Genomic DNA, 18,432 nt, shown 5'->3' with positions numbered 1-18,432 from the left:
TCTTTTCTCAGATTCTCTATATGTTATAATATCAAGTCTATTTTTGACACATTATATTTTTCAAAGTCATCTAACTGGTTATAGAGTTGCTCAATGCCCCTTTGGTTGTTTATATTCTTCTCTTTCGCATCATAGTATTTCACTACATTAAAAGATGCACCGATGTCGCTTGCTCGTCTTCCCAGTTGTGTATCTGCGCTATATTCTAGTCTAAGCAACAAAGCCTCAATGCCACTAATTTCATCAACATTTACATTATTCCTTGTCGCCTCAAACTGTTTATATAGCAAATTAAACAAGCCAAAATATTTAACCACTTGATAGCGAAGCGTATTGAATACAAATTCTGCAGCCTTTCGAATTCCTTTATCTACATTTTGTTCTTTCTTGATGTAATAATTTGCAGAGCCAGCAAAGCCTTTCGATATGAATGCAGAAATCATATCTACGAGATAACAGTTATCTCGCTGTTTATCCCCATTTTCTACATAAAATCGTAAATTCTCAGTCTTAATGATAGGGCGGATACTTTGACATATAAGTTCAAGCCCGGGATAAAATGGTTTATGCTGACCTACAAAACGTCTTATTAATTCCTTAATCTTTTCTCTGTCCGATGCCGAAAAACGTGTAATCGTGTTGTATAAATAGATTTTGTCATCATAAGATACGGTTCTAAACTCCTCAAAACAAGCTTTGGGCATTATCCCGCTCTCTTTCATTCCATCAAGCTGTTCCCGCCTTGCGACTTGCTTTTCTGTAAGATAAGCGTATTCAGTAAGCACAAGGTCCACATCCTTTTTATCGACATTTTTATCGAAAAGTTTATGCTGTAGTAGTTCGCTCTCTTCTTTCATATGCTTTGAGAACTCTTTGTCTAAGATAAAAACCCTTCCTTTGTAATGTTGCATAAAACGGCCTGCTCTCCCCTCAATATTTTGTGCATCAAACTTTTTCAACTCCTTAGTTCCTTTTTTCCCAGATAATACTATCATATTCTTAGCCGTTGTATTTACGCCCTCTGTAATAGTAGTAGTACAAATGAGAATTTTCAGAATGTTATCATTAAACAACGATATGATTTCTTGTTGCATGTACTTTGGTACTAAACCGTGATGTATTCCTATTCCTTTTTTCAGTGCTTTTGTCACAATCCACTGCATCCCTTTACTATCTGCAAATAGACTTTCTATGTGTTTTGTCAACCTAATAACTCTTTCATTGTCAATGTCCTCTAAACCGATATTTCCATTAAGAAGTTCTTTAGCCCATTTTTCTGTCAAATACTTTTGATTACAATAGATAATAGCATTTTCGCTTCGATTTATTAGTTGCTTCACTAACTGAACAACACGAGCAGTTTTTGTCTTCTCTGTAAATGTCAAATGGAATGTGTCATCCACCTTTATATTCAGAGCTGTATTGACTATGACTTCTTCTTTATTTACTATATCATAGAGATTGTAATCAACAAGATTAAAATCATACCAATCAAGGAATGCCCTAAACGAGGATTGATTGTTTATATCATCTTCACCCGGAAACATAATATATGGACCTGCAAGTAGAGAATCAGTATTTTCACTTTTCAATAACTCATGTAAAGCAATTCTGTAAGCTACATCTCGCTCATTTTCTTGTGGTACTTCGTCTATAATGAAGTCGTTATCCAACTTATATACTTCATCCACAAATACAAAATCCAACGTCACAGCTTTATTCTTATCCAAAAATGATAAAAATCGTTCAGGAGTAAAAATAAAAAGGTTTCGTTTGCCCATCGCTTCTGCATCACTAAGTGTATGGATGGTATAATTTTCTTTTATCCATCCATACGCCGGTAACACATGAATCTTGAACAAATTTTCTGAGAGTAGTGAGATTGTTGGGAATATAAATGCTACATTTATATACCTCATTTTCCTTACAATCTCGTATATCAGAAACGTCTATAATCCGCAAATCGAAATGTTCGCGCGTTTCAAAATGAAAAGTTCATTTCACAAAACGAAGCGTATAATTTAAAGCACTCTTTATTCCATTTGAACTGGTCAATTCTAAGCTAAAAATAACAGAAAAATAACTTGCAAATATCAACAAAAATCACTATCTTTACATAGTTAAATTGAGGTCGTTTACCCTCAAATCAGTTCAGTTTTGTATTCCCCTACCCTATCAATATTCTAAAAAAATTCGGCCGGCTTCGCCGGTATTTGAATACCTTTTAAATGGAATTCGGAAACCATCCGAATCCCGTTCTTTCGTTTTAGTCGCTTCGCTCCACGCTTTGGCGCTTTGCGCTTACGCCACCTCGCGTATCGCCTTGTACGCTGCCACGCTTTGCGCCCGGACGATTTTGCCGCGGAAGGCCAGACGAGAACCGATGCCCGTGCTCGGATACGAGGAATCGTAGCTCGCATACGACATCGAAACACCGCCATACGGGTTCGCGTAGGCGTTGCCACGATAGACCACACGGACCGTAGCGGTGCTTATCCAGTACATGTCGGTATAGTAAGTAGAAGATGATCCGTTCAGATTACCTACCGGAATCATGTCCATATACTTGCCGTGCGCCACGCCTGTAATCCACTGACCGCTGTCCTTCTTGCCCTGTACCATACGGATACTGCCGTCAGGCATCCAGATGCGCCATTTGCCCACGTTACCGCTGTCGTTCGGCAGATCCACGCCGTCCATCATGTCATACTTGTTGCCGTAGATGTCCTCATAGCCCAGGCAGCAGATATTGTTCACCTGCACCACAGTCGCCTGTCCGTATTCGTCCCGACTCTTATACCAGGCATACTGGTGCACCAGGCCGTCAATCAGCGAATTCGTGATTTTGTTGTTAATGACATACGCTTCATCGTAGCCGATGGTGTCTGTCATCCCGTGTTCGGCCGTTCCGCCTGTTGTGCGGTTATTGTTATGCTGACCGGCACCGCATTGTTCCTGCATATCCCTGCGCCCGTACTTTGCATAGCTCAGGTTCGCGATGCGGCTGTGCATCAGCGCATCTATCTGCTGCATACCCCGCTGCTGGCTGTAGTAGTGGAAGTCCGTCCAGGTCATGCTTGCCGTGGTCGAAGCTCCGGTGATGCAGGCACGCAGTTTACTGCCCACCACCGAACTGCCCACAACGGCACACAGATGCTCCTCATTGGCCACCCAATCCGGTTCCATGTCCTCTATCTTGTCGCTGTGGCTCAGTACCACGCAGTCAAACTCTGCCGTGTTCAGAATGGAGAAATGCAGGGCTGTAGCACGTTCCGGAACGTCTGCTATCAGATACATGCCGGCTTCAAATTTCAAGCCGATGGTCGGCACCACAATACTCTTCAGGATGTTTCCCTCCGCATCAGCAAACACACTGCCGATAAGCCCTGTTCCTGGAACGCTCGGGAAGCGGACACGTCTGTAACCCGACACGTCCACTTTGCACACGGAATAAGCCTTGTCCGTCGTATAGGATTCCATCAGCGTGGGCTTGCCGCTCATGATCTTGCGTTCACCCAGCCAGCCGCCCTGTGTCTCCTTGATGGCATCCAGTGTCAGTACCGTCGCTTCAGGCACCGGGGGCATTTCGTCCTCCGGATAACTGCTGTAGCAGGCGTACTTCTTGTTGTTCAAATAATCGTTGATGCCTTTGCTCCAGTAAAACGGCTCATACATCATCCAGTCTCCCTCGCTGCCGTCCAGCTTCGCCACCGTACAGTCGTTCATATCCTCCGCATCGGCATAGAAGTTCGAGCTTTCGTCATGCAGGGGGAAATAGGTCATCTCCCCGTCCGGGTTGTTCACTTCCACCTGCTGCCCGGCTATCTCCACCTTCCGGCTCGTGGGCATCTTCGTCACCTTGGCCAATACGCGGTGGCGCTTGGACAGGATGGCATTCACATGCCCGCTCATTTTGTACGTATTGCCGAATTTGTACCCCGTCTTGTTGTCCAGGTTCGAAACATTGGCATCGTCGGCCACGCTGTCGTCAAACTCGATCATCGTATAGGGCGGCTGCTTGATGGTCAGTTCCGGATAACGGGCGGCATACTTCTCCAGTTCCTCATCGGCCAGATACTTCGTCAGGGTCAGCTTGCCCCTCAGTCCCGAATGCCGGTCATCCACGGCACCCGTCTGTGTATACGTTCCGTAGTCGTAATACTTCTTCAGCAGGGTTCCGTCGTCTTCCCGGTCTATCTCCAGCACGAAGCGCTCCAGCTTGCCGCTGCCGTTCAGTCTGGCCTGGTGCAGGCGTTCCAGCATAGCGAACCCGTCGATGCCGGGGCAGTTGGTGTAGCGGTAGCCCCGCACATTATTGATCCCTTCCAGTATCAGGCCACTATCGGACAGCTTGGTCAGATATTCCAGGAACAGTTCCTCAATCGTGTCCGGCAGGCATAACTGCACAACGGGCGCACCGGTGGCCAGTTTCACACGGGTCAGCCCCGTACCCCTCACGTCCAGTTTCTTCAGGCGGCCCTGCCAGCTCAAGTCCAAAGTGGCCACATTCCCGTTGTCCCCGTTCCGGGCCAGCCGGTTGTTCCGCATGTTCACTTCTTCCAGAAGCAGCATACCATTGGTCGAAGCCATGAACGAGCCGTTCCGGTAACCGCTGGCTTTCTCCACGCTCATGTCGAGTTTTACCAGTGAGGTCAGCAGACCGAAGTTGAAGCCGATTGCGAACGCATCCTCGTGCCATACCAGCTCCTTGATTTTGGCTGCACCGATAATCTTCAGCGGGTCGTTCTCACCGAAGGCACGGGTCAGCTGCAGGGAATGGAGCACGTCCGCATCCACCACGCCGCTGTCGGCCTGCACGCCGTTGCTGGTGGAGAGCTGCACACGGTACGGGATGGTCAGCCGGTACTGCATCGGTTTCAGTTTATAAGCCTTGTCCAGCGATGCCGTACTCTGGTAGAACTGGGCACCCAGCGTGGATACATAGCCGTACTCCACCTGCTTCAGGTCATACCGGCGTTGGATGAAGTAGTTCCGGTGTGCTTTCAACGAACCCTTCAGACCGTAGATTTGCGGATAGGTCTGTTTGGCACCGTCAGCACCCACCGGCATTTCGTTCAGGAACGGGTAGATGTATTTGAAGATGCCGGACTTGTTATAGAGGCGTGAGCACCACTTCTTCATCTGTTCGGTATCGAAATGGTCAATGGCTTTCTGGATACTGAAGGCACTCATGAAGCTTGCGCCCCCGTTCCATCCGCTCACCATAATCTCCACAATCATGTCCCAGCAATTGGCCACGATGAGGTTCCACAGCCACGAGTTATGACCCTGCATCACATAAGCCCCGTCGCGCTTCGTCTGGCGGTTGTCGTCATACTTCCCGGTCAGGAACGACTTGTTGTCAGAACCGAGCTGGCAGTCGCCGTCATAATAGTCAATCGACCATTTCACACCGTCCCATGTGCGGATAAGCATGTTCTTCGCAAGCTGGTCCACGCCGAGGTTGAACTGCACGTACAGATAGTAGGCAATCAGGTGGGGAAGGTCGAAATACTTCCCGGCCTCTTTCCTGAACGTATCGCTCTGCCACTTGGCGGTAGGGAACTTGTCGCCGTCGTCCTCATAGTCCACCCCCTCGAACGAATGGGATTCCGTGCTGTAAACCATGTTCCTGCCCGCAGGCGTTTCCTTTACGCACCGGTAGACGAAACTCATCATGCGGTCGGTGGCCTTGTACATCTTGTCGTACTTGTCACCGGTACCGAGGTGGTCTTTCAGGTTCGGTTCTTCCTCCGCGTCACCGCCTCCGTCCGACCAGAAGGTATCTTTCGGATGATTAAATTCCAGTCCTCCGTCAAAGTTGTAGTCCATGAAATCCTTATGCTCCGGTTCGGTACTCGGCAACCAGTGGAACAGGCACAGCGGATTGGAGTTGTTCAGCGTCTCGAAGCAGACGGGCAGGTACTGCTTGTGTCCTTCCTCGTCGGCTTCCAGGTAGTTCAGCGTGTCGCCCTCGCCCCATTTCTCGCCGCCGATGGTCTCATCCTGCCCGAAGATGGGGTAGCTGTCGCTCTTCTCGTTGTTCATGTTGTACTGGCCGTAATAGGTCAGGTCTTCGTCGGCACTCTTCGCTACGAACAGGTCGCACGGCAGGCCGTCGATGGCCGAACGGTAATCATCCTCCAGCCCATGGTCTTTGGCGTAACGCTGGGCAGGCGTAAGCAGCCCCATCTCTTTCAGTCCGTCATTGATAAGCTTCGCACCTCCGGTATTGGTGGTCATGGACGAGTCCGAGAAGTCGCATTTGGAACATGCCAGCTTCGCGCCTACCGAGTTCCTGCGTAACTTGAAGAGATTTTTTTTGCCGGTAGTTACCACCGGATTCTTCTGCCTGCCGTTTCCGTCAATCTCCCCGTAGCTCAATGTAACCGTCCAGCCGCTTGCCGTCTTCTGGAAGTAGAAACGGAAGTTCTTTCTGGCATAGTTCACGGAAGAAGTACCCTGAATACGGACATATACGTTGGTAAGGATAAAGTCAAGCGTCCTGTCCTCTCCGTTATAGAAACGGACCTCCCTTACCAGTTTATTGGCCTTCTTGTCGTTCAGCTGGGCCAGTGCATCCACCACGTTCAGCGTGTCGCTCTCGCTCGGAACCTCACTGCCCACGCTGCCCGTGCCTATCAGTACCAGGATCGAGTTCCGGCGCTTCTTCATCAGCCCCATCAGCTTCTCCATGCTCACCGTATCTCCTTCATTCAGCACGCGGTTGTCCTCATCCAGCGAGCGCACGCCCGGTTCCCCGTCGGCATCTTCCAGGTGGTTGCGGTCCACGATGTAGTTGTTCAGCACCTCGTCCGAGGTCAGCGCCTTGTTGTAGATGCGCACGCTCTTCACGTTCAGGTCGGCACCCGTTGACTTGAACTCCAGCTGGCTCTGGATGTTGAAGTTCACCTTGTCCAGCCACTTCGAGGCGGCACTTTCCTCACCGTTGACATAGAAGCCGATCAGCGTGCGCTGTTCGTTCGTCTGCACGTTCGGGTAGAACACATAGGTAATGCGGATGTTCGTGCCCGGCTGGAACTTCGTACCCACCGAGTCCTCATAGCGCAGCACCTGTCCGGCATCCATCGCCTCGGTCACCACACCGGTCAGGAACTTGGCCTCTTCCGGGGTCACAATCAGCCCGTACCGGTTGCCGTTGTCCAGCTGCCCCAGGCAGGTGATCAGCTCCGCATTCGTGTCCGTCACGTTGGCCGTGCTGTATTCTATCTCCAGCGTCATGCCCACATCGCGTATGGCAAACCCTTCGGGCTTCTCCGCCTCGTTGAAGGGACGGTAACCGCCGTCAGCCGTCAATGTCATGCCCGCACCGCCGGCCAGCAGCAGACGGTCTTTGTGCCATCCGCTACCGGCACCGTATTCGTTCACGCTCCACAGCACGTCCCGGAACTCCATCCGCTTGTCACCGCTTACCCAGCTGGCCGGGTTGTTTTCCGTATTGCTTCGCCCGAAGGCGTCAAACGTACACACGGCATCCGGGGCCAAGGTGGCTTCAATGTCGGGGTGCGATGCGGTGTTCACCTGCACCTCAAGCACGGCATCACCGCACGACACGCGGTAGTCCAGCGGTTCCACGTTCACGTTGGTCCGCCCGTAGCTGCCGGTCTCGCCGCGCTGCAGCAGGTCTTCCTTCACCACACTGCCCTGACCCGTCACTTTCACGCGGGCCGTGTACGCATCGCGGTCATAGCCGGCATACGAAAAGCTCCATGCCGTGAACTGTTCCGCCTCCAGTACCGGGCGTTTCCAGTCGCTCTGGAACCCTGCCGCCCGGTGACTGAACATCAGGCCGGCATAGGCAGTCACCCCGCCGCCTGCCTTCAGTAGCGTAATGTAATGCACCTGGCTCACCACACCGGAGTTCTCATGCTGCGCATAGGCTTCCACCACGTTCGTACCTTCCTGCATCTGCGTCAGCGGGATGGTCACGTTCTTCTGCTGCACCCCGCTGCCGGCCGAAAGACCGAGGGTAAAGGCCTGTCCGCCGTTCACACGGTAGTAGATGTTCTTCTCGCCGCTCGTACCCTTGGCCGTAAAGGGGATGTTCACGTCGTTCCGGTACCCGCCGTCGGCCAGCCCGTTGCCCGCCGAGTAGGTGGTCTCCAGCGTCATGGCCACCATGGTCACCTTGGCTGTGGCTGTCTTCATCAGCGTGCCGCCCTGGTAGGTAGCCTGCGCCTCCACCTGCACGGTATAGGCGGTGACATCCTTCAGGTAAGGCGATGCGTCAAAGGTGTAGCTCTGTCCGGCTGTAACGCCCACAAACTCCGCATCCTGGAACTCACTGATCACGGTCGAACCGCGCTTCACAATCACGCGGGCTTTCAGGTCGCTGTAGCCGTCCACCGTACCGCCACCGGCAGTACCTACGCCCACGGAGTATTTCACCACAAAACCGCTTCCCAGTGCCAGATACTGCGAGGCGGGAAGTCCCGCACCGCTGCTGTCCGTCAGGTCGATGTTCACCACCACCTTGTCGTCATCCGTGTACTTGGAAAAGCGCACTTCCTTCGAGCTCTCGCCGCCCTGGTTGTCCTTCTGCTTGACGGTCATCACGTACTGGGTACCGTCCTCGCTGTCCTGCACGTCCACGTCCGTCACCGTACCCACCATCGCATCGAACACCGTTCCGGATGTAGGAGGTTTCGTCTCGCCGCTCACCAGTTCCTCGGTAGGGGTACGGTTTGACAGTTCCTTCTTCAGGAACGCTTCGATGTCATCGCCTGCATAGGCATGATAGGTGCCGTCTGGCTGTTTCTGATTCCATGGTGTTTCAAGATTCATCGGATGTTCAGTCGCGTTGATGATTCCGCTTATTTTCCTTTTTACCATAATACTGTCCTTTTATAATAATCATTCATTTATCAGTTTTACTGCTACCGTTCCATGCGTCCGATCCGTTCCACGGCTCATCGCCTTTCCAGTATCCAAGTCCGAAACAGCTGCTTATCGCAGACCATACCAGTCTTGCCCCGGCATAGACAGCCGACAGGGCACGTTTCCCCACATACGCAGCCGTTATTTCCTTACCGCCTATGGTTATCATCGTCAATCCTCCTCATAAATCAGATACAGCGTATTCGCATCCTTGTCCTGCAGCGCCTCGTAAGCTTCCCCGCTCATCACCTCATGCCGGTAGGCCAGCAGTCTCAGGCTGCCGCCTGTTCCGGTATATACGGCATCACCCAGCAGGTAGAGCTTGTCCGGCAGGATGGCTGTCCGGTCCGCATTCATGAATATGCCGGCAGGAGGCACACCCGCCACATCCCAGTCCCCGTACAGGGTGGAGTCCATGTGGTAGGCGAACTTCCCGGCATCCGCTACATACACTACGCTGCCGCCCGGTTTGGTACTCTTGTCAGGTAAAACGTTGCCTGTTTCCATCCATGAGGAAAAGCGTGCGGTAGCCCCGCCGATGGCTGCTGCCGTAGTCTGTTCCACCTTGGCAGCGGCGTTTTCTGCCTTGGCTGCCGCTTCGTTGGCCTTGGTGGCCGCTTCCGTGGCGGCCTGGGTCTTTTTCCTCCAGTCCGGCTACGGCTCCTTCCGCTTTCTTGGCGGCAGCCTCGGCACGGGCGGCGGCATCGCTCGCAGGCTTCCCTATCAGTTCCAGGGGGACGTTCACCATCTTGCCGTCCTTCTCCCCGGGCAGTGATTTCACACCGCTCAGCGAGGTGACGGTCTCCAAGTCCTCCACGCCGGTAGAACTCTGGAGTACACGGTCCAGCACTTCCTGAACCAGTTCTTCTTGTGTCATTTCTGCCATACTCATTCGTTTTTATCGGTTTCTGACCCGCCCAGGATTTCGTTCAGGGCATCTATCACATTGGGAAGACAATAGCGTTCCACCGCCATGTGTATCATCCCGGTTTCCTCATCGCTGAACTCGGTCTCGCCGGTACTCTCGAAAATCTTGAACGCAAGCCGATGGGCCTTGATGCCACTGACACGCGTATACAGCAAATCGGCTATCTGCTCACGTGCATCGAAAACCTCCCTCGTCTGACGGGTTATTCCGGTGGGAACGCTGAAATTCCTGAAATCTAACTTTTTCATATATATCTGTTTTTTAGGATGAATGATTCAATATCTGGTAACGGAATCCGTCCGCTTTTGTAATAAGTACCGTTACGGAGTCCCCGGATGCCATCTCGTAGTTTTGCAAATCTTCATTGTGGTTATAGATACCTTTTAGTATGATATTCTTTGAACCGGGTCTGACCCTGAACGTGACAATGGCTGCAAAATCGGTAGGCAAGTAACTCATGCCGAACTTGTATGCCACAGAACTTTCCGACGGCAGCGTAACCTCTACCTTACTGTAGTTGGGTTCATTGTAATACATCAAAATGATATTGTGTTGTGAGAAATCCACCGTGTAGTTTCCACTTCCGAAGGTAAGCAGCTTGGCTTTCGTATTGATAAACGCCGGGGCAAGTAATGCCGCATTGCTGCTGATACCGTAGTTCTTCGTACCGCCGGTAACATCTATAAACAATCCATAGTTCGCTTGGTCGAAGCCGTAATTCCCGTATATATTGGGGGCTGAGTTCACGATACGACCGACAGCGGTAAAAGCTCCTCCTGCAGAAGACGGTATCACATCATCACCGAACATCACATATCCTTTGCTGCCGCCGACACGGAAAAAATCATCATAAATGGCAAGACCGCCACCGCTCCCGTGAGAGTCGGCCACAGAACCGATACGGCCGTTCCCTATCTCAAAGCCGCCGATTTTCCCTTTGCTGCTGTCTATCTCTCCGGTAAACTTACCGTTGGTCGTTTCAATGCTGCCGTCTTCCAGTATCTTAAAGTTGCCGTTGGCCGTTACCAGTCCCTCCAGCTGTATATGGTCGGCTGTCAGCTTGATTTTGCTCACGGTATTTCCGTACTCGTCCTCTTCCTCCACGCTCACCCCGATAAGGGCAATCTTTCCTGTATTGTCCTGCGCATACAGACCGGAACCTTCAGGCTTTATGACAAGCCCGGTCTCTTTCAGCGCATTACCGTCCTTGTCGAAGACCGCCGCTGAAATCTTTACCAGCCGGTCGCTCTGTTCGAACAGTGTACGGTACTTATAGGCCAGTGCGTCCGCCTTGTTGGTGCTGAACACCAGCAGCGAAATGTAAATCACGCCCGTAAACGACAGCTTGAAGTCGCCAGTGCCGTTCCAAAGTCCGTCCAACGTGAACATCTTCTCACCGCCAACGGGCAGGTCCTCTTCATGGCCGAACATGTTGAAGTTCTCAAACCCGGTCTTATCAGCGTTCACAAATTCTATTTTCAACCTTCCGGCCTTGATAACCCGGTAGCTGAACGACAGATACACCACGCCGGGCACCCGTTCGCCCTGGCTGTTCGTCTGCCGGTACTCCGGTACCAGCCGGAAGTCCTCCAGTTTCTGCATGATATAGCTGTTCCGGATATAGGCATAAGGCACCTTGCCGTCGGTCCGTATCTCGGCATGGCCGTCCGGCTTCGTACCGTAAGGACCGCCGTTCGCCCAGATCCAGCGTCCGCCCAGGGTGAACAGCGTAGCCTTGCTGCCCGTCTTCCATTTGTCCATGCCGTCGGCAAAACTGCTGTTGTCCAGATAACTCTGTTCTTCGCGTATTTCCTTGCGCAAGCTTTCCACGGCTGAATGGATTTTCCCCTCGGTTATCTCAAACCGCGTCAGGATGTCCTCGCCCGTCATCAACACGAACGTACCCTTCAGCCACACGTTGTCGGCATACAGGCCGTTTCCTTTCGGCTGTTTGTCTGCCGGGAAAGCGCTGCTCCTGATGCCGTCCAGCTTACCCAGCCGGCAACGAAGGCAGCCGTTGAAGTTCTTGGCCTTCACACCGTCCAGAATGTCGATACGGGGCTGTCCGTCCTCCGTGGCCGCAATGGATATAAGGTTCTGCCGGAGCGGGGTTTCGGTGTTGCCCATCAGCACGCACTCATCGCCTGCCTCCGGCTTCACCCCGCCAAACTCGCTTACCGGGACCAGTACACCGCCGGCTATCACCGAAGCCACCTCCACCCAGTATGCTTTTAGTTTCTTACCACCCGTAACCGCACAGCGCATCAGGTCATGGGCCACAAAGCCCGATTCCTGCTCAAACACGATGCGGTAGTTGTCGCCCTGCTTCACCACGTCCTTGATCTTGCCGTTGGCAGCGGACACCACCAGCTGGCCGCACACGCTGCGCACCTTCTCGATCAGCAGTTCCAGCGCCACCAGGCTTTGCCGGGCAGTCACTTTGTCCACCGTCAGGTTTGTCAGTCCGGTCAGCTGGTCAATCCACAGCTGCCAGCCCTCACCGGTCAGCCCGTCCACAAACTCCGTGCTGCGCAGCAGTTCGCGGATCACGGCAGTCAAGTATTCGGCATTGCCCTCACCATCCACGATGCCGCAGGGCTTGCCGCCAGCAGCCTCGCCAAAGCTCACACCCTTCAGGAAGCGGATGGACTCTTTGGCTGTGTCCGGCTGGTTCTTGCTCAGGAACTCTTTCTGGCTGCGCCGGGCGGAAAACAGGTTGTTGTCCGTGGGCAGCGTCTTGTCCCAGCTTCGTATGATGTCCGGAAGGGCAGCGCCTTCCGTCTTTGATTTCGTATAGCTTTTCAGCGCACCGATGCTGTCCGTCACCTTGTCGAACTTGCCCACCTGCAGCGCATCGCTTATCTCGATGTCCATCTGCCCGGGTTCGTTCACCTTGCGGCTGATCTTGGTGATACGGCTCTGACGGTAGCCTTTTTCCGGGAAATACTTCCGGCTCTCCAGCTTCACCCGTCTGCCCACAAACAGGTCTATGCCGTGCTCCTCGATGTATACCGGGTCTGTCGGGGCTTTGTAGGCGGCAATGTCCAGCCAGTGGTCCCGGTTGTACTCGTCCACCGCAACCGCAAACTCCTCTTCGGCCAGCCGGTAATACTCATCCGGCATCCGGATATTCCACAGGATATAGGTGTCGCCTGCTCGGGGCACCAGCTTGCCGCCCGGCAGCTGGGTGTCGTCATCGTAGGGCCAGATGGTGATCAGTTCGAATTCACGTGCCGCGCTGTCGTAGTTCACCTCAAAGTAGTGGTCATCGCTTTCTCCCAGTCCGGCAAGGTCGCCCGTCTGGAACGACACACGTTTGGTTTCTCCGGCCAGCTCGTACAGGTTAGGGTCAAAGTCCAGTTCCCCGTCCCGGAAATAATAGACGGTGAATTTGTTTCCTTCATCGTCTGCCACCTCCTCGCTGCGAACCGAGCTCACCGTACCGACCCGACGGGGGAAGATGCCGCTGAAAGCATCCTGCTCGTAATGGTCATAGATGCCATATTCCTCCACGCCCTGCTCGATGTACTTCCTGCCGCCGGGAAGCATCAGACGCGGGCTGCCGTATTTCTCCGCATCGATGTTGCGGGTCGAGCCTACCGGGAACAGGCGCGTATAGAATTTGGCCGTGTTGCTCGTATCTCTTTCCAGGGAGGTCAGCCCCTTGCCATAGCCAAGGGTGATTTCTTCCCCGTGTTCGCAGCGGCACACGTTCACAGTCTGCCCCTCAACCCACCATTCCACCTTGCCGCCTGCCTTTTCCGCGATGGCTTTCAGCGCTTCGTCGCAGTACATCCCCTCGTAGTCTATCGTGATCAGCTCCGTACCTTCCACCGTACCCGTCTTCCAGTCAGTAATGTGGCCCATGCCGTTATTGATAGCCTTCACCACCATCGCCACATGCTCGCGGGGCGTGGCCGTCAGGGTAAACAGGGGGTTGGTGTCCCCGTCCGTCGTCTCCAGCACCAGGAACCGCTTGATTAGGCTCTCGATACCGTACAGCTTCAGGTTATACTCCCATTCACCATCGCTCACCTGCTTCGGCGTGTAGCGTTCTGTCAGCCAGTACCGTTCGCCCAGATAGTCCGTGTAGTCGTTCACGTCCAGGGGCAGGAAGGCATAATAGCTGAACGACAGGGAAAGCACATTGTCTCCCTGCACTTCCTTGCTTTGCGTCGAGCTGTCGTTCACGGCCACATCCGCACGCTTGGTTCCGGCTTTATCATATATCGTTAGAAGCATATTCTAATAGCGTTTGAATGGTTATATAATCGGTTTCGGTTCCCGGAACTTTACCCGGAACTTTCCGGCATGCACACCTTCCGTCCACAGATAGGTCAGCGGGGTGAACTTCGTACAGTCGGCATACTTCACCCGCAGCTGCAGATCCAGCTGGGGGAAACGGATCTCCAGCCAGCCGTCCTTCCCTTGCTTCAGGAAATTCACAAAGGCAAAGTACTGCTTCATCCAGCCTGCCTGGGTCTTGTTGTAAAGCGCAAAATGCAGCGTCACGTCACGCGCTTCATTCCGTGGGGTCAGCACGGGGCTGTATTTTCCCCGTGCTCTTCCCGTATGTCCACAGCCGTATCCTTCTTGGCCTTGCTCGGGGTCAGGATGGCCGTCAGGTTCTCCATGCCCCCGCGCCGGTCTTCCACCAGGAACACGCCGTATTCCGTCCAGATGTCCGTGCCGTTCACCAGCACCAGTCCGCTCAGTATATTGCCCATATCACTTCACTTTTAGTCCGTCACGTATCATTTTCTTTATCACTTCCTTCAGTTCGCCCAGGTGTCCGGCGCTCACACCGGTGTTCTCGGCTATCCGGGCCAGATGCCCTTCAGCCGTGTCCATCTTCTCCACCACGCTTTCCAGCCGGTCGTCCATGCTGCTCCAGTGCTGCAGCCCGCCGGTGAACATGCCCTCCAGTTTCGTGCCCTGGTCCTGCGTCATGGCCGTAAAGCCGCCCGCTTTCGCACTTTGGCTCGTACCGCCCTGCTGCGTCTTGTCATAACCGGTGGCTGCCGCCAGGTTGTCACGCAGGGCAAGGGCTTCATCCATATACTGCATGTACTCTTCCATCAGCGCGTTCCGTTCCGCCTCGGTCAGTTCGTTGTCCTCCATGGCCTTGCCAAACTTCTCCCACCAGCCTTTCAGTTTGTCGCTGTACATCTCACCGATCTTGTTGCTCAGCATCGCCCGCATGAAGTACTCGGATATATCCTCCGCCGCATCCTTGGCACCGTACTTCATGTTCATCAGGTTGTCGATGAAGCTGCTGTACATACCGTCGAACGAAATGCCCGTCAGCCCTTCATACAGCTGGTCGGTCAGTTCCTCCAGCTTGCCGGCCTGGTCTATGTAGTCATCCAGTTTCTCGGTCAGTCGCCCGCCATAGCCTCCCTTACCGGTATTCTGGATTTGCGTCCACATATCCACGTTGCTGCGCAGTGCCTTCATTTCCTCCGGGCTCAGGCTCCACAGGTTCCCGTCCCACTGGCGGCCGATCTGTCCGCTCAGTTTGTCTATCTGTGCCTGGTTGAAACCGCCCCAGTAGTAGTTCCAGCTGTGGTGACTTCCGTGGTAGCCGGCTTGCGCCATAGCCATCTGCAGGTAGTTCGAATTCGTTTCCTGCTGCATCTTGTACGCGTCGCGGTAAGCCGCCACACTCTTCGTCCCCTGGCTCTGCTTGATGGTGTCGGTCAGATCCTCTATCGAGGTCTGCAGCAGCTCGTTCCGGTCTGTAAGACGGTCTATAGCCGCCTGCACTTCCTTGGCGTTCCCGCCGATGCCGAACAGTTTGTTGAAACCTCCGAAAGACACCGTGTTCAGCAATCCCCCGATACCTTTCACAAGGGAACCGCCTATCTGTTTGAACAGGTCTCCGCTGAGGATATTGTCGAGTATTCCGGTTATCGCATTGAAAATGGTGTCTATCAATGATGAGATAATCGGGCCAATACCGTCTTTCAGCAAATCCAGTATGGAGAGAATGGCCGATATGATCTGCCCGATGACTCCGGCACTTGACAGGGTTTCGGACATCCGGCTGATGGCATCGCCGACCTTGCCTCCGATATTCAGTTTTGAAAGACCGGTAAGCATGTTCTGGATTCCTTCAAATGATCCCTGCAAGGTTCCGCTCGCAAAGCCGTGCAACCCGTTGGATACCATGTTCAATCCGTCAACCGTGTCCCGGGAGGCACTTTTCACCTCCCCGGCAAGCGCCTTCATTTCAGAGGTGGCGTTCAGGTATTCTTCGTCAGCTGAAACGCTGGACGATTGAGCCGTTTGAAGAGCAATTTGGGTACGTTCTATTTCTGCCTGGTTACCGCTTTCAAGAGCCTTGTTGTAATCGGCCTGCGCCGCTTTCAACCGGATGAATGCCGCTTCCTGCTGCAGTTCTGCATTTTGCACACGTGTTACGGCATCCCCCAAAGCGTGCATCTGCGTTTGCAGCCGGGCAAAATCCAATGTGCCGTTGCCACCGGGGAGCATGCTTTGAATACGTTCAATGGCATCGTAAACGACCTGCTGATCCGCTGCTCCTGATTTTTTGAACTCATCCGTCTTGACATACTGCTTAAGTTCGCCAAGCAGATTCTTCATCTGGTCTGCAAGCAAGCCGGTTAAATCCCCGAACGCTGCTCCCCAGTCTATCTTCTGGGTAAGGGATTCCATGTCCACTTTGTGCACAGCCGCATCACGCTGCTTTTCCAAAGTCAGTCTTTCGCCCTGGGACTGTGCCTTGCGGATTTTCTCGGCATATTCTTCAGCGATGGCCAGTTTCTGCTGCTGGAAGGTCCCGTATTCCTTCAGATAGTCACGCATGGCTTCCGCCTCTTCCCTGTACACGTCCGCCTCCGCTTTTTTCCTTGACTCGGTGTTTGAGGCACGGGCTTTTTCAAGTTCATCCTGTTGCTCCCGGGTAAGTCCGTTATCTCCGGTAGAAAGACCGGCTTCCTTGTTCTCACGCTTCCAGTCGGCTTCCTGCCGGTTTATCTCTTCTTTCCGGGCGTTATAGTCATATTCGATTTGTGCCAGTTTCTTCTCGGTACCGGCTTGCATGCGGTCTATCTCTTCCTTCCGGTTTTCAGCCTGCAGGGCGGCAAGATCCTGCGCCAGCCTACGCTCTGTGGCAAGCCGTTGCTTGGCTTCCGCTTCCGGATTCTTCCCGGACTGCTTGGGGTCGATATGCCCACCGATATTTCCTTTTTTGGCTGCTTCTGCGGCTTTCTTTACCTCTTCCTCCGCTTTTTTCAGATAACCGTCACGTTTGTTTTCGGCATTTTTCAACAGTACGTCATAAGCTTCCTGATCATGTTTCTTGATGGCAGCCTGTGCGTCATAGAACTGCCCGGATTCTGCCATGCTTGACTGCATGATATATTGTCCCCATTTCCCGAAAAAACCCATGGCGCTTTCCGCCTCTTCCGGTTTCTGCGCCTTGATTTTATTCACCTCTTCATCGGCTTCTGCAGCTTTTTTTACAAGGTTCTGGACATTGGTCTGGTGCAGCAGAACCTGTACATAGTCCTCGCTCTTTTGGATAAGGGTATCATACCATTCGGAAAGTGTTTTATAATACCCGAAAGATTCCCCGTACTTGCGGTTCAGTTCCTCCACCTTCGCCTTTTCCTGTTCCTTGCTGCCGGTGAAGTTCTTTATTTCATCGATGACCGATTTCAGTTCGAAGCGGGTACGCACCATCTGGGCACGGCCGTCCTTCTCTATCTCGGTCATTTCCTTGAGTGATATGTTGAATTCATCCACGCCTTTTTTGGCACTGAACAGGTTTTTCGTCCAATCCCAGATTTCATCACCGTACATTACCAGCAGCATGATGCCGGTGGTCATGGCCGTCTGCCAGGAAAAAAGTGAGGACAGGACCTGCTTCCATACCGGTGTGCCCTTCTTGCCGGACTTCTGCAGCTCATCGTATTCCTTGCGGGCACGGGCCAGTTCGTCCGTAAAAATCGGCAGGTTGTTGCTGATTGCCAGGAAGAACATCTGCGGTCCCATGGCCAAAGAAGGCATTTCACGGGCGATCTGCTGGATACTGTTGTGAAGCCCGCCCAACTGGCGCTGCGCGTTGGGTACATCTGCAGGGGTGACCTGCACGGATTCCGATTCCTCCTGCAGCAGTTTCAGTTTGCCGCGCAATTCCTCAAGCTGCTTCTCCAGTGCATGGATCTGCGCGATATTGGCACTCTGGTCCAGATTGGGGGCAGCCGTCTCCCCGGCAAGGCGCAGCCTTTCCAGTTCAGCCTCCAGCAGCCTGACGGTATTACGCAGTTCCAGCGCCTCACGCTCGGCCTTGTTCATGCCGGGCGTGAGTTTGTCCTTCATCAAAAATTCAACTTCTACAGGTTTGCTCATTCCAGTTTGCTTTGAAAAAATCCTACTATATCGTTCGCTTCATCCTCGGCGCTGTGTTCCGGTCTGGGAGCACCATTTCCGCCGCCTTGCTTTTTCCGCACATACCGCGGCGCGTCGCTCAGCATCATGATCAGCGTCTGGTAATTCACCCCATCAAGGATGTAATCCACGCTCCAGCCGGTCGCCGATGCAATCTGCCACACGAAGCCGAAAGGGCTATGGGAACCCTC

At 53.0% G+C, this 18,432-nt stretch carries 7 protein-coding genes and 2 pseudogenes; all 9 read right to left on the bottom strand.

The annotated features are described in order from the left end of the window. Positions 1–23: 23 nt before the first annotated feature. The gene (locus tag HMPREF9007_RS23355) at positions 24–1,919 is read right to left on the bottom strand and encodes a helicase-related protein (RefSeq protein WP_128567764.1); all 1,896 of its coding nucleotides are present in this window, start codon (positions 1,917–1,919) and stop codon (positions 24–26) included. Positions 1,920–2,301: 382 nt separating this feature from the next. Continuing rightward, positions 2,302–8,853: a hypothetical protein gene (locus HMPREF9007_RS23360; protein WP_008759685.1), complete on the bottom strand. Its 6,552-nt coding sequence runs from the start codon at positions 8,851–8,853 to the stop codon at positions 2,302–2,304. 25 nt (positions 8,854–8,878) lie between these two features. Continuing rightward, complete coding sequence (locus HMPREF9007_RS23365; RefSeq protein ID WP_007562482.1) at positions 8,879–9,067, bottom strand: hypothetical protein; 189 nt, start codon at positions 9,065–9,067, stop codon at positions 8,879–8,881. A 2-nt stretch (positions 9,068–9,069) separates the two neighbouring features. Beyond that, positions 9,070–9,790: pseudogene (locus HMPREF9007_RS28015) on the bottom strand (hypothetical protein). Then, on the bottom strand, positions 9,787–10,074 hold the full coding sequence (locus tag HMPREF9007_RS23375; RefSeq protein WP_005798244.1) for a hypothetical protein: 288 nt from the start codon (positions 10,072–10,074) through the stop codon (positions 9,787–9,789). Before HMPREF9007_RS23375 ends, HMPREF9007_RS28015 begins: the two are co-directional and overlap by 4 nt. A gap of 13 nt (positions 10,075–10,087) precedes the next feature. Then, complete coding sequence (locus HMPREF9007_RS23380; protein WP_007751559.1) at positions 10,088–14,068, bottom strand: hypothetical protein; 3,981 nt, start codon at positions 14,066–14,068, stop codon at positions 10,088–10,090. A 21-nt stretch (positions 14,069–14,089) separates the two neighbouring features. Beyond that, positions 14,090–14,553 (bottom strand): annotated as a pseudogene (locus tag HMPREF9007_RS23385) (hypothetical protein). A gap of 1 nt (position 14,554) precedes the next feature. Continuing rightward, on the bottom strand, positions 14,555–18,202 hold the full coding sequence (locus HMPREF9007_RS23390) for a viral A-type inclusion protein (protein ID WP_008620858.1): 3,648 nt from the start codon (positions 18,200–18,202) through the stop codon (positions 14,555–14,557). Further along, entirely contained in the window at positions 18,199–18,405 is a 207-nt protein-coding gene (locus HMPREF9007_RS23395; protein WP_007562496.1) for a hypothetical protein, read from the bottom strand. The genes HMPREF9007_RS23390 and HMPREF9007_RS23395 overlap by 4 nt, the downstream gene beginning before the upstream one ends. Positions 18,406–18,432 lie beyond the last annotated feature (27 nt).

The sequence above is a fragment of the Bacteroides sp. 1_1_14 genome (genome assembly GCF_000162515.1).
GTDB classification, from domain to species: Bacteria; Bacteroidota; Bacteroidia; order Bacteroidales; family Bacteroidaceae; genus Bacteroides; species Bacteroides thetaiotaomicron.
This window is presented reverse-complemented; position numbering and strand designations above follow the sequence as displayed.

Bases quoted from the DNA above. Each gene is read 5' to 3' on its own strand.
- HMPREF9007_RS23390 (WP_008620858.1), bottom strand. From the start codon at position 18,202: ATGAGCAAACCTGTAGAAGTTGAATTTTTGATGAAGGACAAACTCACG.
- HMPREF9007_RS23365 (WP_007562482.1), bottom strand. From the start codon at position 9,067: ATGATAACCATAGGCGGTAAGGAAATAACGGCTGCGTATGTGGGGAAA.
- HMPREF9007_RS23355 (WP_128567764.1), bottom strand. From the start codon at position 1,919: ATGAGGTATATAAATGTAGCATTTATATTCCCAACAATCTCACTACTC.
- HMPREF9007_RS23360 (WP_008759685.1), bottom strand. From the start codon at position 8,853: ATGGTAAAAAGGAAAATAAGCGGAATCATCAACGCGACTGAACATCCG.
- HMPREF9007_RS23375 (WP_005798244.1), bottom strand. From the start codon at position 10,074: ATGAAAAAGTTAGATTTCAGGAATTTCAGCGTTCCCACCGGAATAACC.
- HMPREF9007_RS23380 (WP_007751559.1), bottom strand. From the start codon at position 14,068: ATGCTTCTAACGATATATGATAAAGCCGGAACCAAGCGTGCGGATGTG.